24 protein-coding genes and 1 pseudogene are annotated in these 18,645 nt (G+C 72.3%); 6 read left to right on the top strand and 19 right to left on the bottom strand.

Translation table 11 applies throughout. From position 1 onward, the window contains the following. Positions 1 to 95 precede the first annotated feature (95 nt). From ACFVUY_RS21525 to ACFVUY_RS21515, 3 genes and pseudogenes are all read right to left on the bottom strand, one after another. On the bottom strand, positions 96 to 515 hold the full coding sequence (locus ACFVUY_RS21525) for a hypothetical protein (RefSeq protein ID WP_387732063.1): 420 nt from the start codon (positions 513 to 515) through the stop codon (positions 96 to 98). A gap of 171 nt (positions 516 to 686) precedes the next feature. Next, positions 687 to 1,020: pseudogene (locus ACFVUY_RS21520) on the bottom strand (thiamine pyrophosphate-requiring protein); the annotation flags it as partial. A 33-nt stretch (positions 1,021 to 1,053) separates the two neighbouring features. Then, a complete protein-coding gene (locus ACFVUY_RS21515) occupies positions 1,054 to 1,863 on the bottom strand; it encodes a SigB/SigF/SigG family RNA polymerase sigma factor (RefSeq protein ID WP_387732060.1) in 810 nt (269 codons plus the stop codon). Positions 1,864 to 2,354: 491 nt separating this feature from the next. Here ACFVUY_RS21515 and ACFVUY_RS21510 point away from each other — a divergent pair, with 491 nt between their 5' ends. Continuing rightward, the gene (locus ACFVUY_RS21510) at positions 2,355 to 2,858 is read left to right on the top strand and encodes a hypothetical protein (RefSeq protein WP_387732057.1); all 504 of its coding nucleotides are present in this window, start codon (positions 2,355 to 2,357) and stop codon (positions 2,856 to 2,858) included. Positions 2,859 to 2,879: 21 nt separating this feature from the next. On the opposite strand, the gene ACFVUY_RS21505 is transcribed toward ACFVUY_RS21510, so the two are convergent. After that, the gene (locus ACFVUY_RS21505; protein ID WP_387732054.1) at positions 2,880 to 3,137 is read right to left on the bottom strand and encodes a CDGSH iron-sulfur domain-containing protein; all 258 of its coding nucleotides are present in this window, start codon (positions 3,135 to 3,137) and stop codon (positions 2,880 to 2,882) included. Then, a complete protein-coding gene (locus ACFVUY_RS21500) occupies positions 3,121 to 3,777 on the bottom strand; it encodes a HemK2/MTQ2 family protein methyltransferase (protein WP_387691142.1) in 657 nt (218 codons plus the stop codon). Before ACFVUY_RS21500 ends, ACFVUY_RS21505 begins: the two co-directional genes overlap by 17 nt. A 174-nt stretch (positions 3,778 to 3,951) precedes the next feature. On the opposite strand from ACFVUY_RS21500, the gene ACFVUY_RS21495 reads away from it, so the two are divergent. Continuing rightward, the gene (locus tag ACFVUY_RS21495; protein WP_387732051.1) at positions 3,952 to 6,033 is read left to right on the top strand and encodes a YbdK family carboxylate-amine ligase; all 2,082 of its coding nucleotides are present in this window, start codon (positions 3,952 to 3,954) and stop codon (positions 6,031 to 6,033) included. A gap of 175 nt (positions 6,034 to 6,208) precedes the next feature. Here the strand turns inward: ACFVUY_RS21495 and ACFVUY_RS21490 are convergent, their stop codons facing one another. Both ACFVUY_RS21490 and ACFVUY_RS21485 read right to left on the bottom strand, forming a co-directional pair. Next, positions 6,209 to 6,445, bottom strand: a complete 237-nt coding sequence (locus tag ACFVUY_RS21490; protein ID WP_387732048.1) for a DUF6296 family protein — start codon at positions 6,443 to 6,445, stop codon at positions 6,209 to 6,211. An 8-nt stretch (positions 6,446 to 6,453) separates the two neighbouring features. Then, on the bottom strand, positions 6,454 to 6,576 hold the full coding sequence (locus ACFVUY_RS21485; protein WP_387691137.1) for a hypothetical protein: 123 nt from the start codon (positions 6,574 to 6,576) through the stop codon (positions 6,454 to 6,456). A 374-nt stretch (positions 6,577 to 6,950) separates the two neighbouring features. Here ACFVUY_RS21485 and ACFVUY_RS21480 point away from each other — a divergent pair, with 374 nt between their 5' ends. After that, complete coding sequence (locus ACFVUY_RS21480) at positions 6,951 to 7,322, top strand: low affinity iron permease family protein (protein ID WP_387691135.1); 372 nt, start codon at positions 6,951 to 6,953, stop codon at positions 7,320 to 7,322. A 14-nt stretch (positions 7,323 to 7,336) separates the two neighbouring features. Here the strand turns inward: ACFVUY_RS21480 and ACFVUY_RS21475 are convergent, their stop codons facing one another. The 9 genes from ACFVUY_RS21475 to ACFVUY_RS21435 form a co-directional block, all read right to left on the bottom strand. Beyond that, positions 7,337 to 9,145 (bottom strand): complex I subunit 5 family protein, encoded by a 1,809-nt coding sequence (locus ACFVUY_RS21475; protein ID WP_387732045.1) that lies wholly within the window; start codon positions 9,143 to 9,145, stop codon positions 7,337 to 7,339. A 2-nt stretch (positions 9,146 to 9,147) separates the two neighbouring features. Then, positions 9,148 to 9,495, bottom strand: a complete 348-nt coding sequence (locus ACFVUY_RS21470) for a sodium:proton antiporter (RefSeq protein WP_387691131.1) — start codon at positions 9,493 to 9,495, stop codon at positions 9,148 to 9,150. Beyond that, positions 9,495 to 10,247 (bottom strand): MnhB domain-containing protein, encoded by a 753-nt coding sequence (locus ACFVUY_RS21465; RefSeq protein WP_387732043.1) that lies wholly within the window; start codon positions 10,245 to 10,247, stop codon positions 9,495 to 9,497. The genes ACFVUY_RS21470 and ACFVUY_RS21465 overlap by 1 nt, the downstream gene beginning before the upstream one ends. After that, positions 10,244 to 10,534, bottom strand: coding sequence for a Na(+)/H(+) antiporter subunit B (locus ACFVUY_RS21460; RefSeq protein WP_387691128.1), 291 nt, complete (start codon positions 10,532 to 10,534; stop codon positions 10,244 to 10,246). Before ACFVUY_RS21460 ends, ACFVUY_RS21465 begins: the two co-directional genes overlap by 4 nt. Beyond that, positions 10,531 to 10,833, bottom strand: a complete 303-nt coding sequence (locus tag ACFVUY_RS21455; protein WP_387691126.1) for a cation:proton antiporter — start codon at positions 10,831 to 10,833, stop codon at positions 10,531 to 10,533. The genes ACFVUY_RS21460 and ACFVUY_RS21455 overlap by 4 nt, the downstream gene beginning before the upstream one ends. 54 nt (positions 10,834 to 10,887) lie before the next feature. Next, the gene (locus ACFVUY_RS21450; RefSeq protein ID WP_387691124.1) at positions 10,888 to 11,178 is read right to left on the bottom strand and encodes a monovalent cation/H+ antiporter complex subunit F; all 291 of its coding nucleotides are present in this window, start codon (positions 11,176 to 11,178) and stop codon (positions 10,888 to 10,890) included. Then, positions 11,175 to 11,630, bottom strand: a complete 456-nt coding sequence (locus ACFVUY_RS21445; RefSeq protein WP_387732040.1) for a hypothetical protein — start codon at positions 11,628 to 11,630, stop codon at positions 11,175 to 11,177. Before ACFVUY_RS21445 ends, ACFVUY_RS21450 begins: the two co-directional genes overlap by 4 nt. Before the next feature lie 364 nt (positions 11,631 to 11,994). Further along, positions 11,995 to 12,318: a plasmid stabilization protein gene (locus tag ACFVUY_RS21440; RefSeq protein WP_359904079.1), complete on the bottom strand. Its 324-nt coding sequence runs from the start codon at positions 12,316 to 12,318 to the stop codon at positions 11,995 to 11,997. A gap of 2 nt (positions 12,319 to 12,320) precedes the next feature. Then, positions 12,321 to 13,388: an SDR family oxidoreductase gene (locus ACFVUY_RS21435; protein ID WP_387732037.1), complete on the bottom strand. Its 1,068-nt coding sequence runs from the start codon at positions 13,386 to 13,388 to the stop codon at positions 12,321 to 12,323. 120 nt (positions 13,389 to 13,508) lie between these two features. On the opposite strand from ACFVUY_RS21435, the gene ACFVUY_RS21430 reads away from it, so the two are divergent. Both ACFVUY_RS21430 and ACFVUY_RS21425 read left to right on the top strand, forming a co-directional pair. Next, entirely contained in the window at positions 13,509 to 14,195 is a 687-nt protein-coding gene (locus ACFVUY_RS21430; RefSeq protein ID WP_387732034.1) for an HAD family hydrolase, read from the top strand. Between the two features lie 10 nt (positions 14,196 to 14,205). Further along, positions 14,206 to 14,940, top strand: a complete 735-nt coding sequence (locus ACFVUY_RS21425) for a methyltransferase (RefSeq protein WP_387732032.1) — start codon at positions 14,206 to 14,208, stop codon at positions 14,938 to 14,940. A 111-nt stretch (positions 14,941 to 15,051) separates the two neighbouring features. Here ACFVUY_RS21425 and ACFVUY_RS21420 read toward each other — a convergent pair whose 3' ends face one another. The 3 genes from ACFVUY_RS21420 to ACFVUY_RS21410 form a co-directional block, all read right to left on the bottom strand. Continuing rightward, complete coding sequence (locus tag ACFVUY_RS21420) at positions 15,052 to 15,777, bottom strand: ribonuclease BN (protein WP_387732030.1); 726 nt, start codon at positions 15,775 to 15,777, stop codon at positions 15,052 to 15,054. A gap of 250 nt (positions 15,778 to 16,027) precedes the next feature. Further along, positions 16,028 to 16,984 (bottom strand): TIGR03557 family F420-dependent LLM class oxidoreductase, encoded by a 957-nt coding sequence (locus ACFVUY_RS21415; protein WP_387732027.1) that lies wholly within the window; start codon positions 16,982 to 16,984, stop codon positions 16,028 to 16,030. Positions 16,985 to 17,269: 285 nt separating this feature from the next. After that, entirely contained in the window at positions 17,270 to 18,310 is a 1,041-nt protein-coding gene (locus ACFVUY_RS21410; protein WP_387732024.1) for a catalase-related domain-containing protein, read from the bottom strand. A gap of 29 nt (positions 18,311 to 18,339) precedes the next feature. On the opposite strand from ACFVUY_RS21410, the gene ACFVUY_RS21405 reads away from it, so the two are divergent. Beyond that, entirely contained in the window at positions 18,340 to 18,495 is a 156-nt protein-coding gene (locus tag ACFVUY_RS21405) for a DUF6131 family protein (RefSeq protein ID WP_380460921.1), read from the top strand. Positions 18,496 to 18,645 lie beyond the last annotated feature (150 nt).

The following is an 18,645-nucleotide window of genomic DNA, read 5'->3' as shown; positions in this document are numbered from 1 at the left end:
CGGACAGCCGGGGGTATCCGTGCAGGCCGCTGAACGCCTCCTGCGGCGCTGAACACCCGTCGTGGCCGTCGCCCACATGGGGCCCGCCCCGCAGCTCACGCGCAACCCGGATCGCCGTACTGTGCCCGCCACTCCCGTGCGCGGGCGTTGTGCCATTCGACGCCCTGGACCGCCTCCTGGACCGACAGGCCGCTCAGCCGGGCGACCAGGCCCAGCGGAACCGGCCCTTCGCGGCCGGCGAGTGTCCGGCACACCTTGCCGGCCCACTGCTCCTCGGGGATGAAGGGGCGGCGACGGTACCGGTCGATCAGGGCCGTCAGGTGCTCGGCCGAGCACGCCCTGAGCACCCGCCGGCCGTCGAGCGCCGGATCGCTCCTGTGCAGAGCGGAGGAGTCCGGCACCAGCACGCTGACCAGGTCGGCCCTCGCCACGGCCTCGCCGCAGTGATCGCACAGGTCCAACGCTTCCGCGTCGTCGCCGAGCGGGCCGTCCGCCGATCTTCCGGTGTCCTCCATGCCACGCGCCTACCCGGTCGAGGTCCGCACAACCGTCACACCGGAACCCGCCCCAGGGGACGGCGCCCCTCCGCTCCCGGCCCGGAATCCCGTGTGCACCGGGCCCGAAGGGGCACACGCAGCTGCCGAGAACCCACTGAACCATCAGGAGCATGCTCGCCCTCATCCTCGGCGGCGCAGCTTGCCCCGCTCCGGCACGATCGTCCACTGCGGGCTGCCCAGGCTGGAGGGCACCATCTTGAAGGCGGGCATGCTCCGGCGGGCTGTAGTCGAGCTCCTGGACGTCGGGGGCACGATCACCACGGTCACCGTGCGCCGGCGGTGCGCATCGCCCGGTCCAGGACGTTGGGCGGCTGTTCGGGGACGGTCACCATATGGCAGTACACGACGGCGACATCCTTGTACAGGCTGAGCAGCTCCACCTCCTGCTGGTAGGTGCCCCCATCACGCTCCGGTCGGTCTGCCCGACGATCGCGACCACCGGAACATGGTCCGGCTTGGCGTTGCAGGGGGCCGGAAACGCCCCACGGCGGGAAAGTCACTCCGGTTCCTCCGGTGTGTCGGTCCAGCCTGGCGCGTCCCGGTCCTCCAATTCCTCCCGCAGCCAGGCCAACGTGGTACTCAGCAGCCGGGAGACGTGCATCTGGGAGACGCCGATGCGCTCCGCTATCCGGGCCTGCGTCCAGCCGTCCCAGAATCGGAGCTTGAGGACGGTCTGCTCGCGTTCGGGCAGCCGGGCCAGCAGCGGGCGCACCGCGATGCGGAAGTCGGCGAGTTCGATGCCGGGGTCGCAGCCGCCGAGGTGGTCGAGCAGGGCGCTGCCGCTCTCGTCGGTGTCCTGATCGCGCAGGGCGTCCAGGGAGTTGGGGCGGTAGACGCGGCCCGCCACGATTCCCTCAGTGGCCTGTTCGACGGTGAGGTGCAGGTCCTCGGCGATCTCCTCGGGCTGCGGGAGGCGGCCGAGTTCCTGTTCCAGGCGGTCGGAGCCGCGGGCGACGCAGAGGTAGAGCTCCTGAGTGCTGCGCGGGACCCGAACCGGCCAGGAGGTGTCGCGGAAGAACCGTTTGATCTCCCCGGTGATCGTGGGGATGGCATAGGTGACGAACACGACCCCTCGCTTCGGGTCGTAGCCGTCGACGGCCTTGATCAGGCCGATCGTGCCGACCTGGAGGATGTCGTCCATGTCCTCGGCACGGTGCCGGAAGCGGGCCGCGATGAACCGCACCAGTGGCATGTTCAACTCGATGATCGTGCCGCGCACGTAACTGTAGGCGTAGGTCTCGCGGGCCAGCCCGGCCAACCGCTCGAACAACGCGTCGCTCAGCTCCCGCGCCTCGTACTTCCCCATCGCCCGGCACTCGGCCGGAGTCGGTCTCGCCGGCAGATCGAGTGACGGGTCCGGGGTCGTGTCGGCGGCGTGGTGGGGTTTTCCCAAGCGGATGGACACTGGACTTCTCCTGGCATCGGGTGGACCCCCTGGACCCGTGCGCGCGAATCCTCACACGTCGCGGGTTTGTTCCCCGGGGGCGTGCCCGGCATCTTCAGGCACGGCCCTGGTGGCACCCGTCGGATGCCGGAGCGGCCTGGATCGGTCGGCAGCCGCTACATGAGCTCTTCTACCCCAAACACGACATCGAATTCGTGTTTCATCGGTCTTTCTACCGTTTTCTCCATATTCGTTCGGGATTCGTTCGGGTAGCCGTCCCGGCTCCTCCTGCTGGCGCTGACCATCAGCTGGGCCCTGCTGCTCCTGCTGCGGGTTGCCACCGGATCGGCACTGGCCGGCTGGATCACCGGGGCCCTCATTCACCGGAGCCACCGCCGGCATCGGCCGGCCCTGTGCCCGGGCTGCGGACCGCCTGCAGCGGCGCCAAGCACGCCCTCCAGGGCTGGCACGAGGCCGTGCGCTGCGAACTGCCCGCCAGCGGAACGGCGGTCCGCGTGACGATGGTCCAGCTGCCGGCCGTCAATACCCCGCAGTTCGACTGGGTGCTCAACCGGCTGCACGGCCACGCTCGCCCCGCCGCGCCCGTGTACCAGCCCGAACTCGCCGCCCGCGCCGTCCGGTTCGCCGCCGACCACCCCCGGCGCCGGGAGCACTGGGTGGGGGGCAGCACCGTCGGCACCCTGGTCGCCAACACGCTCGCACCCAGCCTTCTCGACCGCTACCTCGCCTGCACCGGCATCGACGCCCAGCAGGGGGATGACCGGCCCCGCCGCGGCGACGAACAAAACAACCTCTTGTCCCCGGGCGACTCCGAGACGGACCACGGCGCGGCCGGCGGTGCGGCACTGCTCGGCGCCGCGGTGAAAGGTAAGCGGACGGGCGGCCGGCCGCGGTGAGCACTGCGGACGTCCGTCCGCTTACCTTTCACCGGCCGCACCGTCCGACGTGCCCAGGCCCCGCGCCCGAACCCCCGGCGGCCGCCCGTGCCGCCGGTGGCTGGTGTCGCAGAACGGGTACGTGCGGCTGCGCCGGCAGGCGCACAAAGCCACCACCGGACGGTCGGACAGGCGCCGGGTGCCGTCCGGCAGGATCACCTCCACCGGGCCCTCGACCAGCAACGGGCCGCCCGGCACGACGACCACCCGGGTGGCGTAGCGCTCAGCGCTCGCGGACACCGCGCACCACCACCAGTTCCTCCTCGCGCTCGCCCGGCCGGATCAGCCCGAGCCGCTCGAACAGGGCAGCCCGAGCCGTCATGACGGGCCCGAAGAGCTGCCGCCGTCGCGCCGCCACCTCCGTGCGCAGTGCGGCTGCGTGCAGGAGCGCCAGGGTGGCCGGCACGTCCGCGAGTGCGGACTGCACGACCAGCAGCACGCCGCCCTCGGCCAGCGCCCCGGGAACGGTCCGGCAGATCCGGTCCAGGACCAGCCGTCCGTCCGGTCCGGCATCCCAAGCCAGCGCCGCGCCCCGGCCGGGAGCCGCCCCGGCCGGGTCCGTCGGGACGTACGGGGGATTCGCGGTCACCAGGTCGAAGCGCTCACCGGGCAACGGCGCCAGGAGGTCGCCCCGGCGCAGCCGGACCCGGTCGCGGTGCAGCCGGGCGTTGCACCAAGCGGCGGCCACCGCCCTGGCGGACAGGTCCACCGCCGTGACGAGGGCCCCGCTGCGCGCCGCCGTGATAGCGACGGCCCCGGTCCCGGTGCACAGGTCGAGCACCCGGCTGGAGCCGTCCAGCGGCTCCCGGCGCACACAGGCGGCCAGCAGTTCGGTGTCGCCCTGGGGCGCGTAGACCCCGGGCGGGCGAATCAACAGCATGTCGAGCGGCTGCCCGACGGGACACGGTTCACACCTGCTGCACCGGGCACCGCAGCGGTGAGCACGGCACCCGTACGCGACGGGGCCGGGGCGCACACTGAGGCCGAACATCTGACGCCGCGCCCGCCGGACCCACGTGATGCCGACACAACCAAGGAGAGGGAGCCTGGTGACGTGGACGACAGCGGCACCCCGGGCGGTACGGGCCGCGGCCACGAGCTGCCGCCGACGGTAGGCGTGGAGGAGGAGTACTTCGTCGTGGACCCCGCAAGCCGGGCCGTGGTTCCCGGCGGCCCGCGGCTGGCCGCCCGCTCCGCGGGCGTGCTGGGGGACCTGGTGTCCGGTGAGTTCGCGGACCTCCAGATCGAGGTGCGGACTCCGCCGTGCGCCACGATGGGCGAGCTGTCCGCCCAGCTGGTTCGGTTGCGCCGCACGCTCGCCGCGTGCGCCGAGGCCGAGGGCCTGACGGTGTGCCCCAGTGCGGCACCCGTGATCGGGGGCGGCGACGCTGTGCCGGTGGGCGACCACCCTCGGTACCGCGACGGGGTGAGGCTGTTCCGCACCTTGATGGACGACTTCGCGGTCTGTGCCCTGCACGTCCACGTCTGCCTGCCCGACCGCGAAGTGGCGGCCCTGGTCGGCAACCACCTGCGCCCGTGGCTGCCGCTGCTGGTGGAGATGAGCGCCAACTCGCCCTTCCACGCCGGACGGGACACCCGGTTCGCGAGCTGGCGCTCGGTGCTGCGGCTGCGCTTCCCCTCCCTCGGGCCGCCACCCTGGGTCGAGTCCTTCGACGACTACCGGCGCGTCGCCGCCTCGATGGCGGCGGTCGGCGGGAGTTCCTTCGCGGAGCTGCCGTTCTGGGACACCCGCCCGCACCCGCGCCTGCCGACGCTGGAAGTGCGATGCATGGACGTTCCGGCCGAGTCCGCCGACTCAGTGGCCCTGGCGGCCGTCGTGCGCGGTCTGGTGGTGACCTCCGCCCGCCTGGCGGAGCGCGGCGACAAGGGCCCGCAGCTTCGCGGTGAGCTGTTGCGCGGCGCGTACTGGTACGCGACCCGCGACGGCTGGCCTGGGCCGGGGGCGGACGCGCTGACCGGGCGCGTCCTGCCGGCCCCGGAGCGCGCACGGAGGCTGGTCGAGCACATCGGCGCCGCGCTGGAGGGCCTGGGGGACCTGGAACGGGTCACCGCTTTCGCCGACCGGCTGGCCGCCCGGGGCAGCGGCGCCCACCGCCAGCGTGCCGCGCACCGGGCCGGTGGCCTGCCCGCGGTCGTGGACGACCTCGCGAACTGCATGACCACCCCGCAGGCCGTCCCGCCCCGGTCATCCGCACGGCAGAACCCCCAGGGGCACGACCCCGACGGATGTGCCAGCGTGGAGGAAGCCGGAAGGGCACGCGGACCCATGTCCACGGACGCCCGCGAACGCCCGGAGAAGCCGATGGACGACAGCACGGAACAGCACGGACGCCCGCCGGAGCGCGGCGGGCGGGTGCGCCGTGACGGGTACGTCCGCCTGAACGCTGCCGACCTCGGCATCGACACCGCGGCACTGGCCGAGGACTTCACCCGGCTCGCCGACTCCTACCAGGACCTGCCGCCGGACCCGTACGCCCGTGAGACCCACCGCTTCCGCCGCTACTCGCACGCCGTCCACCTGCCCTGGACCGGCGAGCTCTCCTACATCCCCGGCGCCCCCGACGAGGAGTTCGGCACCGTCACGGAGTACTCGCAGGACGAGCACAACCCCGAGTACCCCCGGGTGCGGCGCCGGCTGCCCGACATTCCGGAAGCCCTGCACCGCAACCGGCTGCTCGACGCCCTCGTCCGCGCCGACCTGGACCGCGCACTGTGGCTGGAGGACCTGCACCGCGTCCCCGTCTACGTCGGCATCCATCTGATCTCGCTCAGCGTCCACGACCAGGAGCAGGAGGCGGTGTCCTCACCGAATTGCCTGCACCAGGACGGCGGTTCACCGGCCACCTTCACCTTCGCCCACCTGATCGGCCGCCGGAACGTGAAGGGCGGCGAGAACGTCATCGCCACCCCGGAGAGCGCCGGCCGGCAACCCGACGCGCTGCCCCCGGAAGCGATCCACGACCGCTTCGTGCTGACCGAGCCGCTGGACGGCTACGGAGTGCACGACCGGCGCGTCAGCCACTACGTCGGCCCGGTCCGCCTCGGTGACGACGGGGACGAAGGGCGACGCGACATCCTCATCATCGGAATCGCCCCCTATGCACCCGGGCTTTGACCGGGGGATCCACTCCCTGAACCCGCTGGGCGCTTCGTACTGGAGCATCGGGACGCGGTCCCCTGGTGGCGTGCCTGCGGGGAGCAGCTTCAACGCACCACAGGAGCTTGAAAGGAGGATGATCGCGCGGGCACGGCCGCGACGTCCCGGCCGAGGACGGGTGGGAATGCTGTGGTCAGGGCAGCGGGGTGGCTTGCAGGCAGGTGTGCTCGCCGAGCCCTTTCGTCGCGGCGTCCAGGGGCCTGGCCACACTGGCTTGGATCTCCACCCGGAAGGTTCCGGTGTCGTCGGCGTAGATCGGGACGCCGTCGGACGTCCTGTCGCCGGTGGCGTGGACAACGACGATCTCGGGCGGTCGGTGCGCGCCTGGTGGGCCCGGCATGGTGATCGCGTAGCGCTCGGCGGTGTCCATGGCGGGCCTCATTCTGCAGGTGCGGCACCGGCGTCGCTGAGGGCGGCGCGGACGGGGTCGCGGACGGTGAAGACCTCGTGGGTGTCGGTGATCTCCAGCAGGCGCCTGGTCTGCTCGAACGGGGCGGCCAAGACCAGGGCGGTCGCGGCAGCGTAGGCGGCGAGGCGCGCGAGGGAAGCTGTCCGCCCGCTTATGATCCTGCCCCGCCGATGGGCTCGGAATCCACCCGGCCGCGGCCGCCGGAGTCGACCGCTCGACCGTCCTCGGCGACACTCTTGAGGATCATCGCGCCAGTCGGGGTAACCCACCAACCCGCATGCTCGTTGCCCAGAGGCCTCGCCGCCCCGGCTGTCCGCAGGCAACGCCGTGGGCGACGGGCTGATGGCGATCGTCTTCTGCGGAGGGCACCCGTGTGGCGTGTTGCTATGCCCGCGGCCCACCGAGGACGGTGTCGGTGGACAGTGGAGGCGGCTGTCTTTGCGCACCGGACGGAGAGGGCGTCGGCATGACGTTTCAGCATCCTGCTCGTAAGCATGGGAACGGTCGGCGCGGGCGGTTCGAGGAGTTCGCGGAGCTGGCGTCGAACTTCACCAGCTCGCCGCTGTTCGCGGCGCTGTGCCTGTGCTTGGTGGGGGCGGTCGTCGTGGTGCACGTGGCCGGGCTGCCGATCGGGTGGCAGCTTCTGGTGGGCGATGCGATGGGCGCGGTGACGCTGTTGCTGCTGGCGATGCTGAAGAACTCCGAGCGGCGGGCCGAGCATGCCATCCAGCGCAAGCTGGATGCGATCGTCCGGGCGATGCTGGAGCAGCACGAAGGCAAGCGCGGTCAGGCTTACGAGGATCTGAAGGCAGCCATCGGGATGGAGGAGCGGCTGTAGGGGCCTGGGAGGATTCAGGTCTGGGCGGCGATCGCGACGCACAGCGCCGCGACGCCGAGGGCGAGCCAGGCGAGGTAGTCGCCGACGTGTCCGGAGTGCAGGCGGCGCAGCGCCCGCAGGGCTCGGGCAGCCACGTGCCGGTCGGCGGCAGGCCGGCGGAGGGCGGCCGTGGCCAGGGCGAGAGCGACGGCCGCGGACAGCAGGCCCAGCAGCACCCCGGTCACGGTCCAGTCCGCGACCGGCACGGGTCCGGGCGGCGTGTTGGCGTGGGTGAGGACGACGGCGGTGTAGCCGTCGGGGTCGGTGAAGACGGCCGCCCCACGGGCCAGGGCGGCGGGGATGGCGGGCAGGGAACCGACAAGGACGGCGAGGCCGAGCAGACCGGCCGGGACGACCGTCATGGTGTGCGGCACGGCGCGCTGCGGGGAGCGGATCTCGGGTTCCTCGCCCTCGCCGGTGGTCTCGTCCTCGTCCGGTCGGCTGTGTGGGGCCGGGCCGGCCCCGAAGAAGATCCGCAGGGCCGCGCGGAGAGCGGCTGCGCCGGTGGTGGCGGAGGCCGCGACGAACACGGCGGGCAGCCACGGCTGCCAGTGGGCGGCGGCGTCCTCGCTCAGGGCCTTGCCAAGGCCGGTACCGAACGGCGGCATGCCGGCCAGGGCCAGGGCGCCGGCCACGAACAGCACGCCGACGGTGCGCAGGTCGCGCGCCTTGCCGTGCAGGCCGTGTTCATCGACGGAGCCGTAGCGGTCCAGAAGTACACCGGTGAGGGCGAACAGCGCGGCCTTCACCAGGCCGTGCGCGGCGACGTACACCGCGGTGCCGGTGGCGCCGTCGGGGGTGAGCAGGGCGACGGCGATGAGGAACAGGCCGACGTGGCTGATGGTGGAGAACGCGAGCAGACGCTTGAGGTGGCGCTGCTGCCAGCACATCAGGGCGCCGAGGAGTGCGGTCAGCACACCGATCGCGGTGAAGGTGGTGCGGAAGGCCTGGTGGGGGATGCCGCCCGGGCCGGAGAAGACGGTCCAGTAGACGCGGGCGATGCCGTAGACGCCGAGTTCGACCATGGCGCCGGACATCAGCATGCACACCGGGGTGGGCGCCACCGCGTGCGCGTCGGGCAGCCAGAAGTGGAACGGCACGGCGGCGGCCTTGACCAGTAGGGCGGTGGCGATCAGGGCGAACGCGGCCACGGTCAGCACGTCGGTGTGGTGGCCCGCGAGCTGCCGGCCGAGGCGGGCGAGGTTGAGTTCGCCGGTGCGGGCGTAGAGGAGGCCGATGCCGAGCAGGGAACAGTAGGCGGCGAAGGAGGTGACGATACCGAAGGTGAGCGCCCCGTGGAGCGGGCGGGGGTCTTCGATGCGGTAGCCGGTCAGGGCGTAGGCGGCGGCTCCCATGAGTTCGAAGAAGACGAAGGCGTTGAACAGGTCACCGGTGAGCGCGAAGCCGGCCATGCCGGCTTCGAACAGCAGGATCAGGGCGGGGAAGGTGCCGGCGTGCTCGCCGGTGGGTTCGTCGAAGTAGCGCCAGGCGTAGATGACGACCGCGAGGACCAGGACGGCGACGAGCAGCGCGAGTCCAGCGCCGATGGGGTCGGCGGCGAGCACGATTCCGAGGCGGGCGGGCCAGCCGCCCAGGTCGGCGGTAACGAGGCGCCCGTCGGTGCGTGTCCAGAGCAGGGCGAGGCACACTGCCTCGGCACCGGCGCAGGTGGTGGCCAGGATGTCGCAGCCGACCCGGGGTAGTCTGCGGCCGGCGACGGCGAGCAGGGCCGCCCCGAGCAGCGGAATGGCCACCGCGAGCGGCAGCAGGGCGGCTTCGGTCACGGTCAACCCTTGAGGCCGGTGAGGGCCTGCGGGTCGACGGTGTGGTGGCGTTTACGCAGTTGGATGGTGAGGGCGAGCAACAACGCGGTGACGGTCGCGCCGACGACCACGTCGGTCAGGGCGAGGGCCTGCACGACGGGGTCGACGACGGGGCGGGTACCGGGGGTGAGGTCGGAGTAGACGGGGGCGGTCGCGCCGCGCCGGTAGCCGACGGCGAGAAGCAGGAGGTAGGTGGAGGACTGGGCGACGGCGAGGCAGCCGATGGCGTGGATGAGGTTGCGGCTGGTGACCAGGCCGTACAGGGCGATGAGCAGGACCCATCCGGCGGCCAGGAAGGCCCACGTTCCCATCAGGTGTCTCCGTCTCTCTGCTGGTCGGGGTCGGTGAGTTCGACGGCCTGGTCGAGGAAGTGTGCGAGCAGGGCGATCAGGGCGCAGGCGACTTCGACGCCGACTGCGGCGTTGAGGACCGGGACGGTGCCGCCAGAGGTGATGGTGTTGAAGGTGCCCAGCGGCAGCACGTTCTTGAGGAACGCTCCGCCGGCGATCAGGCCGGCCAGGCCGACGAGGCTGTAGGAGGCGGCGGCGAGCGAGTCCGCGACGTCGAGGACGGCCAGCGGGCGCAGTTGCTTCAGGGCCCGGTAGTCTGCGGCCACGTAGGCCAGGTGCAGAGCGGTGGCGAGGACGACGCCGCCCTGGAAGCCGCCGCCGGGGCTCAACTGGCCGTGCGCGACGATGTAGACGCCCACGACCAGGGTGACCGGCAGCAGCAGCGCGCCGAAGAGGCGGGTCGTGGGCGTGACCCGCTCCGCTTCGGCGCGTCGGTGGCGTTCGTCGCGGGCCCGGCGCAGCAGCAGGGTCGCCCCGAGCACGGTGCCGAAGAGGATGGACTCCTCGCCGAGGGTGTCGAAGGCCCGGATGTCGAAGTTGACGGCGGAGACGACGTTGGCGGTGCGCCGGTCCAACGCCGCCACCACCGCCCGGTCCCCGTAGGGGTGGCTGTCCGCTCCGAACGGCGGGAGGTGAGTGCACGCGGCCGTGAAGAACGCGGCGATGACGGCGGCCGCTGCCAGGAACATCGTCAGCCGGGCGCGGGCCGTCACTCCTGTTCCCGTCCGTTGTCGCCGGCACCGGCCCGGTCGTTGGTGCGGGTGGGGCGGCGGGTGACCTTGCGTACGGTCAGCAGGATCAGCAGCGGGGTCAGCGCGGTGCCCACGGCGAGCTGGGAAAGGGCCACGTCGGGCGCCTGCAGCACCGCGAACAGCACCGCCAGGCCCAGACCGAGCACGGAGAGGACGACCGCCTGGCGGGCCGGGTCACGGGTGAGGACCGCCGTGGTGGCGGCGAGGACGACGAAGGCGACGACAACTCCGATCAGCCATGCGTTCACGGCCTGCTCACCTCTTCGGCCTCGGCTTGGCGGGTAGCACGGCCGATGGCAATCGTGGTGACCGTCCCGCCGACGGCGAAGACCAGGCCGATGAACAGCGTCTTGGCCGCCCCCCGGCCCGGTCCCTGGTCGACTGCCACGGCCGCGGCGATCAGCGGCACACCGGCCACCGAGGCCGGGGCCAGGGCGTGCAGGCGCGTCAGCGCTCCGCGCAGCCGTAGCACCGCGGCCGCGGACAGCAGCACGCACCCCACTCCGGCCCACAGCAGCACGAGCACGATCACATGGCGTGACGTCAATCCGAACTCCCTCCCCCGCACCCGGTGTGGCCGGCCGGGCGGGGCGCGGTCTCATCAGTTTTCGGGCGTGGAACCGTGCGGGTGGGCGTCGTGGGGGCGGCCGGCGACGAAGCGGGCGAAGACGAGGGTGCCGGCGGGAGCCAGGACGGCCAGCATCAGCGCGAGATCCTGGTAGGAGGACCGGTCGTACGCCATCGGGAGCAGCAGGAACACCGCGCCGGCCACGGTCGACAGCATCGACGCCCCGATCAGGCGGCGCACCGCGGTGCCTCGCGTCGCGACCCACAGGCATGCCGGCGCCGGGATCGCGAGCAGGACCAGGGCCGCCGCTGTCCAGGCGTTCACCGCGCGTCGTCCGTGCGGGCCACGGCCTCCTCGACCGGTCCCGGGGTCGGGCGCAGGGCGTGCACGATGACCTCGTCGTCGCGGGGCACATCGATCACGCAGGTGTCCGGGGAGGCGGCGAGCAGCGTGCCGGCCCACCCGGCTCCCGCTCCGGGGCGCAGCCGAATGCGCCGAACTCTCCCGCCTCGGTGATCAGGGGCCATCGCGGCCGTCAGCACGGCCAGACCGCGCACGACCGAGCCCGGCAGCGCGAGGAGCGCACGCACCGCGCCACGCCCTCCTCCGACGCGGACGCGTGCAGCCAGACGCATCCTGCGGGCCGCGACCGCCCCGCCCAACGCGGCAGGAACGGCCACCAGCAGCTCGACGGGCGAGACGGAGCCGATGAACACCACCGTCAGCCCCGTCAGCACAGCACCCCACATCACGATCTCCACCAACCGGGCGAGCACCGGACCTCCTGTAGTCCCCGGGCCATTTTTCGGTTGCCGGCCACCCGGCGGCTCCGCGTCGCAGACGGCGCCTCCACGTGCGCTGTCCAACGCCGGCCGTGTCATGGCCTCCGGGTCAGTCGGGAGGCTCCGACGGGCGGGGGTGGCCGGGCTCCGGCGAAGCAGGCTCCGTGGGCTCGCCCGGGCCGGGCGGGGCCGGCGGTTCAGGGGGTGGTTCGGGCGAGCCGGGAGGCGCGGGCGGATCCGGCGGCACCGGTGGCTCCACCGGTGCCGGCGGACTGGGCGGCTGCGGCGCCGGCGACGGCGGAACCGGGGTGACGTCGGGGTCGGGCGGCACGGGAACAGTACCCACGTTCACCAGCTCCTATCGGCCCAGGGCGTGTTCGAGTTCCTTCTTGTTCATCTTCGAGCGCCCGTGGATGTTGCGCTGCCTGGCCTCGTTGTAGAGCTGCTCCTTCGTCGGCCCCTGGGCGCCGCTGTGCGACCGCAGCCCACCGCGACGGGAGGAGGACATGTCCTTCACCGAGCTGCGGCTGGCGGTCTTCGACTCCCCGTGCCGGGCCCGCTCCTTGTTCACGGTGCGGGCAGCGATCTCCTCGGCACGCTTCTCGCTCTCACCGCGCTCCAGCGCACTGTCCTTGATGTGCTCGTACTGCCGCTCCCGCTTGGGACTCGATCCGCGAGGCATGGTCACACACTCCTGTCCGATGACTGCGGGGTGCGGGTTCCCCGCATCCGTGAGAGGAACCCGCTACCGGCACCGGGCAAACCGGCTTGCACCCGTCCAGCCGCGCGCCCCAGCGCGTCGGCGAGGGCTCCGAGGGCGTGCGCCGCCTGCTGCTGGCGGCTGCGGTCCCGGGCCCGGCCATCGAACCGGCCGTGCGCCCCGAAGTCCCGCCGGGCATCCACCGGCTCGAACAGGTTGTCCGGGTCCGTGGCGCGGCGCCGACGGTCCTCCTGCTGGGAGTCGAAGCCCGTGCGGGCCAGGTAGCGGTCCAGCAGCCCGGGCACAACGGCGTTCGCCACCAGGGTCGCCACCGTGCTGCCGCCGACCCAGTACTCCCGCCGCCCGGGGTGGTCGGCGGCGAACAGCACGGCGCGGGCAGCGACCTCGGGCTGGTAGATCGGCGGAACCGGCTGCGCCCGACGGGGCAGGCGGGACCGGACCCAGTCGAACTGCGGGGTGTTGACGGCCGGCATCTGCACCATCGTGGTCCGCACCCGAGTACCGGAGGCGAGCAGTTCGCAGCGCAGCGCCTCGTTGAAGCCCTGGATGGCGTGCTTGGCGCCGCTGTAGGCGCTCTGCAGCGGGATGCCGCGGTAGGCGATCGCCGAACCGACCTGCACGATCGCCCCGGCATCCCGGGGCAGCATCCGGGCCAGGGCGGCCCGGGTGGCGTAGACGTAGCCGAGGTACGTGACCTCGGTGACGCGCCGGAACTCCTCCGGGGAGACCTCGGTGAACGGGGCGAAGACGGAGGCGAACGCGTCGTTGACCCACACGTCGATCGGCCCGAGTTCTTCCTCGGCCCGTTCGGCGGCGGCCTCCACCGCGTGTGCGTCGGCGACGTCGGCCTCGATGGCGATGACCTTGGCAGCGCCGGCCCGCTCGGCCTCGCGCACCGCCGCTTCGAGGCCGGTCCGGCCGCGGGCGATCAGCGCGAGCCGGTCCCCGCGGGCGGCGAACGCCTCGGCGGTCGCGCGGCCGATGCCGCCGCTGGCCCCGGTGATGACGATGGTCCGGCAGGCAGTTTCCATACTGCTTCGGGTTTCCCGGAAACAGCGGGGCAAACGGCCCGACGCCACGTGCGTGGCCGGTCGTCGAGCCGTAGCGTCGATAGGGTGGACATGCCGGGGGCGTGAGTCAGGGAGGCTTCGATGCCGGCCGCAGCACTGTTCGATGTCGACGGCACACTGCTCGACACCAGTTACTGGCACACCGTCGCCTGGACCGAGGCGCTCGCCCAATTCGGCCACACCCCGGCGATGGCCCGCGTCCACGGGGCGATCGGCATGGGCGGCGACCAGCTCCTCGACCACGTGCTGGGCGACCGCCGCGACCACGGCCAGGACGAGGCGATCAGCGCGGCGCACCAAGCGCTCTTCGCCCGGTTCTGGCCGCGCCTGCGGCCGTTCGACGGCGCCGGCGACCTGCTGCGGGAACTGAGACGGCGCGGCTGGACGATCACCCTCGCCTCCTCTGCCTCGGGGCGTGACCTGGAAGCGATGCGCAGGGTGCTGGCCGCCGACGACGCGATCGATCACGCCACCTGTGCGGACGACGTCGAGGCCAGCAAGCCCGCCCCCGACCTCGTCCACGCTGCTCTGGCCACGTCCGGCGCCAGGCCGGGCGAGGCGCTGTTCGTCGGCGACACCCCGTGGGACGTCCAGGCCGCCGCCGGGGCCCGGGTCACCTGCGTGGCGGTGCTCTCCGGCGGCTTCGGCGAGCGGGCCCTGCGCTCGGCCGGAGCCCTCGAGGTGCACACCGATGTCGGCGAACTCCTCGCCCGCCTCGATTCCAGCGCCCTCGCGGACCCGACGCACTTCCAGCCCGTACGCGGCTGAGCGCACAGCCGTGGACGACTCCCCCGACGGCGGGTACGCGGTCTCCGCAGAGTTCTACGATCTCCTGCAGGCCGAGACCGACCGCCGTCTGGCCGAGCGGCGCTTCGCCGCGGCCGCCACGCGGGCCCGCCACGCGGTCCTTGATGTCGGCGCCGGGACCGGCACTGCCACCGAAGTCCTGCTGCGCGCCTCCAGTGTGCCCGTCCACGCCGTCGAACCGGCCCCGGCCATGCGCGCCGCCCTGCTCTCGCGCCTGGCCCACCTCGGGGCGGACCAGCGCGCTCGTGTCACCGTGCACCCCGAGCCCCTCGCGGCGGCAGGCCTGACGGCCGTGGCGGACCTGGCCGTCGCCTCCAACGTGATCGCCTGTCTGGACCCCCCGACCAGGCGGGCCACGTGGAAGGCGATCTCGGCAGCCCTCCTGCCCGGTGGCCTGCTCCTGTTCGATCCGCCGCCCGCCGGCCTGCCGCGAGGGTCCGAGGCGGCGGGACGGCTCGGTCCGGTGCGGGTCGGCCCCGACCTGTACAGCGCCGACGTCACCCGCTGGCCCCATCGCGGGGTCCTGCGCGTGGTCTTCACCTACCGCGTCGAACGAGAGCGGGCACTCCTGCGCGAGGCCCGGGAGGCGTTCGACGTGTGGCCTGCCCCGCCCGAGCGGCTCACCGAGGAACTCGAAGCCGCAGGACTGCACGTTGTGCAGGCGCCCGGATCCGACCTCGTGGCGGCTCGCCGCCCCGCTCTCTAGATCCGACCTCGCCCGCTTGCGGGCATCACGTTCCGGGTGCCACTGCTGCTGGACGGCCCACAGCAACGAGCGTTTGACCGGAACTCGGATGAACCACAAGCCCAGCTCCGGTCACTCACCACCGTCATCGGCGGCTGACTGGTCGCCGCCGGCCAGCGCCCACCCCACAATACTTCCGCCGTACACGGTGAAGCCCACCCCGATCAGCCAGGACTGGACCACCAGGACCGCGCCGACCGTGCCGTAGGAGACGGCGTTGGAGACCAGCAACGGGGCGAAGACCAGCCGGGAGAACAGCCGGAGGCCGGCCAGGGCGACCATCGTGGCCACCGCCCCGGGCACCAGTCCCCGCCGCGGGGCACGGGCCCCGAGCAGAAAGCGCGGAAGCCACCAGAACAGCAGCAGACCTCCCAGCACCGTGGCGAGGATCCGCAGGGTCGGTTGGACGGCAGCATGCCGCCACGGCACGCCGCTCCACGCCGCGAGGACGAGATAGCCGGTCAGCCCGGCCAGCGCGACAACTTGGCGCCCCACCCGGTGCCACGGTCCTCGCGGCAGGCCCCAGATCCGCTCGTAGGCGCCCTGCATCGCACCCGTCAGCGAGACGCCGAAGAAGGCCAACGCGGCGAGGCTGAACCCGGTGGTCGTGCTGAGGACCTGCCCGCGTGAAGTGAACAGCGTCTCGACGGCCTGGCCACCGCGTGGCGACAGCCCCAGGCCGTCGGTGATCCACTGGGCGATCCCGTTGCCGCGGGCAGGGGAGGCCGCCGCGATGACCATGAGCAGCGGCACCAGGGTCACGAAGAACAGCGCGGCGAAGGCCAGCGAACGCTGCATCAGCTCGATCTCCCGCCCGCGCCCCCACGCGCGCCCACACACAGAGCGCAACCGGTGCCAGGCCGCTCTCACAGGGCACGCCTTCGCACGCCGGTCAAGCGCCAGAACCTGAGGCATCCGGCCAGCGCCGAACGTCCCGGCGCCGCGAAGTACCTTGCTGTGCCACCGCAACCACCTCGGCCTCCCGAAGGCGTCTGCGCCCGAAGGGGGCACCTGCCGGGGCCGGACGCCATAGATTGGACGGCCCCGGTCAGCGGTTCAGGGCGGGCAGGACCAGCTCACGGTAGGCGTCGAAGAAGACCTCCTGATCGGGGCCGATCTGTCCGACGTAGACCTCGTCGAACCCGGCGCGCGCATATGCACGCGTTGTCTCCACGTGCTCCTCCACATCGTCACCGCAAGTGACCTCGTCGGCGACCATGTCGCGGGTGACGAGCTGACTTGCCTGTTCGAAATGCGCCGGGGTGGGCAGGAGCTGGGCGAGTTCGCCGGGCAGCAGCTCGGTCGGCCACAGCCGGTGCACCACGTCCACGGCCGCTTCCCGGTTGCTGCTCCAGCACACCTTCACGCCGCCCACCACCTTCTTGCCCTGGCCCCCGGCCTCCCGGAACGCACTCACGAGGTCGGCGTCCGGGGTCATGGTGACGAACCCGTCCCCGATCCGGCCGGCCAGTTCGGCGGCCTTCGGACCGAAGGCGGAAACGTACACCGGCGGCTGCTGGTCGGGGGCGGTGTAGAGGCGGGCGTTGTCGACGGTGTAGTGCCGGCCGCTGTGGCTGACCGGTTCACCGGTGAACAACTTGCGCATCACCTCGACGGCCTCCTCCAGCATCTCGGCCCGCACCTCGAACGACGGCCACGCATCGCCGTGGATGTGCTCGTTCAACGCCTCCCCCGTCCCGACACCGAGAGCGAAGCGCCCATCCAGCAGAACGCTGGAGGTGGCGGCGGCCTGCGCGGTCACCGCCGGATGCAGCCGAACCGTCGGACAGGTCACCAGCGTGGTGACCGGCAGCGAGACGGCCTGCGACAACGCCCCGATCACCGACCACACGAACGCGCTGTTGCCCTGCGCGTCGTTCCACGGATGGAAGTGATCGGAGACCGCCAATCGGGTGAACCCGGCCCGCTGCGCACGGCGGGCCTGGTCGATCAGCTCCGCTGGGGAGAACTCCTCACACGACAGGAAGTAGCCGTACTCGGTCAATCGGAATCTGCTCCTTCGTGAACGTCCTCCCCCGTTCGGGAGGCGGCGGCCACCCGGGCACTGCCACCACCACGCTAGGCCGAAGGTCCTTCGAGTGGTCCCTGACAGCGCCGCACGGCCACCGGACTCGACCGCAAACGGGTTAAGCCGGCGAACGGGCAGAGCCCACTGGCCTCGCCCCGACGAGTACGGACGGCCAGTTGGCGCCAACGTCCAGGCCTGCCCGCGCAGCGGGACCGGGACTCCTCCAGGACGGGCGGGTCTCCCGGGCGATTCGGCTCGGGTTCAGCGCTGTGGGAACCGGTGCTGTTCGATCAGGCGGACGAAGTCGTCCCAGTACAAGGGGCCGGGCTGCCGGTCCGGGCCACCGAGGGCAACTCCGGCGATGTGCTCCGCGCCGGGGGCCCCTGCGGCCCGCACGAGCGCCGCGCCGGTGCCGAGCACGGCCACCGGTTTGCCGTGCCGCAGTGCCTCGTTGACGAACCGGACGGCGTCCGGATTCACGACGAGCGCGTCCTCTGTGCCGTCCGGGACGACCACGGCGTCGTACAGCACCGAGGCAGTGGTCGCCAACGCTCGGTCGACCTCCACGTCTTGGCCGTCGCTGCCGCCCACGCTCCGCCGTGCCGGGCCAGAGTCTCCACCGTGGCACCCTCGGCCTGCAGGCCGGTGCGCGCGGCACGCACCTGGGCGGCGTCCACGCTGTGCCACCAGGACGGCGACCTTGCGGGTTCGGATGCCCGTACCGCGCAGGTTCTCCAGGCTCAGCGCGGGCGAGACCCGCTCCCCTGCTGCTGTTTCGGCCTCGCCCTTCTCGCGGGACCGATCGGGCGCGGGCTCGCCGATACGGCAGGCGACCTCCACAGCCAGCTCCTCGTCCACGCGGGTCAGATTCGCAACCATCCGGCGCCGCACGGCCTGGTCCCCGACCTTGCCGAGCTCGAAGGAGAACGCGGCGATGATGTGCTCCCGCTCCCAGTCGGCCATACTGCGCCAGAACAGCGCGGCCTGACTGTAGTGGTCGGCGAAGCTGGGGCTGCGGCGACGGATCGCACGGCCGTCGCCCCGCTCCTGGTAGTGCTCGAACACACCCTCGGACAGTCGGCCGCCACCCAGGGTGGCCGGGCATCCACCGCCGACCGAGTTCGGCGCGTAGCTCGTCCCGGGGTGGATCACCTGCTGGCCGTAGCCGTCGCGCTGGTTGGTGCGCACCTCGGTAGTGCGCCGAACCCGGGAGTCGCGCCATCGCGGCTGATATCCCGCCCCCAAACCGGGCACCCGCGAAAGCAAGTGCAGCATTTCCTCCGCATCGGCGAAGGACCGCATCGGAGGAGGGGGAAGAAACGGAGGTCATGGTGATCGTCCTCGGAGTCATCCTCCTTGTCATCGGATTCGTCACCGGAATCGGCATCCTGTGGACCATCGGCATCGTCCTGGCCCTCATCGGCCTCATCCTGTGGATCATGGGCGCGGTCGGCCACGAGGTCGGCGGCCGCCGCCACTACTGGTAGGCACCAGCGAACCAGCCACTGGCCCCGTGGAGGCAGCGCAGCCCTGCTGGGCCACGACACCAGCCATGCGCCGCACACGTGGACGGTTCGGTTCAGGCCGTGTGCCTGCACCGGTTCTCCGTATGACCTGGCGTCGACGCCGGCCGTACC

The sequence above is a fragment of the Kitasatospora sp. NPDC058063 genome, assembly GCF_042885395.1.
Lineage (GTDB): Bacteria > Actinomycetota > Actinomycetes > Streptomycetales > Streptomycetaceae > Kitasatospora > Kitasatospora lactacystinica.
This window is presented reverse-complemented; position numbering and strand designations above follow the sequence as displayed.

Bases quoted from the DNA above. Each gene is read 5' to 3' on its own strand.
- ACFVUY_RS21435 (WP_387732037.1), bottom strand. From the start codon at position 13,388: ATGGAAACTGCCTGCCGGACCATCGTCATCACCGGGGCCAGCGGCGGC.
- ACFVUY_RS21500 (WP_387691142.1), bottom strand. From the start codon at position 3,777: ATGCTGTTGATTCGCCCGCCCGGGGTCTACGCGCCCCAGGGCGACACC.
- ACFVUY_RS21480 (WP_387691135.1), top strand. From the start codon at position 6,951: ATGACGTTTCAGCATCCTGCTCGTAAGCATGGGAACGGTCGGCGCGGG.
- ACFVUY_RS21515 (WP_387732060.1), bottom strand. From the start codon at position 1,863: ATGGGGAAGTACGAGGCGCGGGAGCTGAGCGACGCGTTGTTCGAGCGG.
- ACFVUY_RS21525 (WP_387732063.1), bottom strand. From the start codon at position 515: ATGGAGGACACCGGAAGATCGGCGGACGGCCCGCTCGGCGACGACGCG.
- ACFVUY_RS21490 (WP_387732048.1), bottom strand. From the start codon at position 6,445: ATGGACACCGCCGAGCGCTACGCGATCACCATGCCGGGCCCACCAGGC.
- ACFVUY_RS21440 (WP_359904079.1), bottom strand. From the start codon at position 12,318: ATGCCTCGCGGATCGAGTCCCAAGCGGGAGCGGCAGTACGAGCACATC.
- ACFVUY_RS21410 (WP_387732024.1), bottom strand. From the start codon at position 18,310: ATGCGGTCCTTCGCCGATGCGGAGGAAATGCTGCACTTGCTTTCGCGG.
- ACFVUY_RS21470 (WP_387691131.1), bottom strand. From the start codon at position 9,495: ATGGGAACGTGGGCCTTCCTGGCCGCCGGATGGGTCCTGCTCATCGCC.
- ACFVUY_RS21420 (WP_387732030.1), bottom strand. From the start codon at position 15,777: ATGCAGCGTTCGCTGGCCTTCGCCGCGCTGTTCTTCGTGACCCTGGTG.
- ACFVUY_RS21430 (WP_387732034.1), top strand. From the start codon at position 13,509: ATGCCGGCCGCAGCACTGTTCGATGTCGACGGCACACTGCTCGACACC.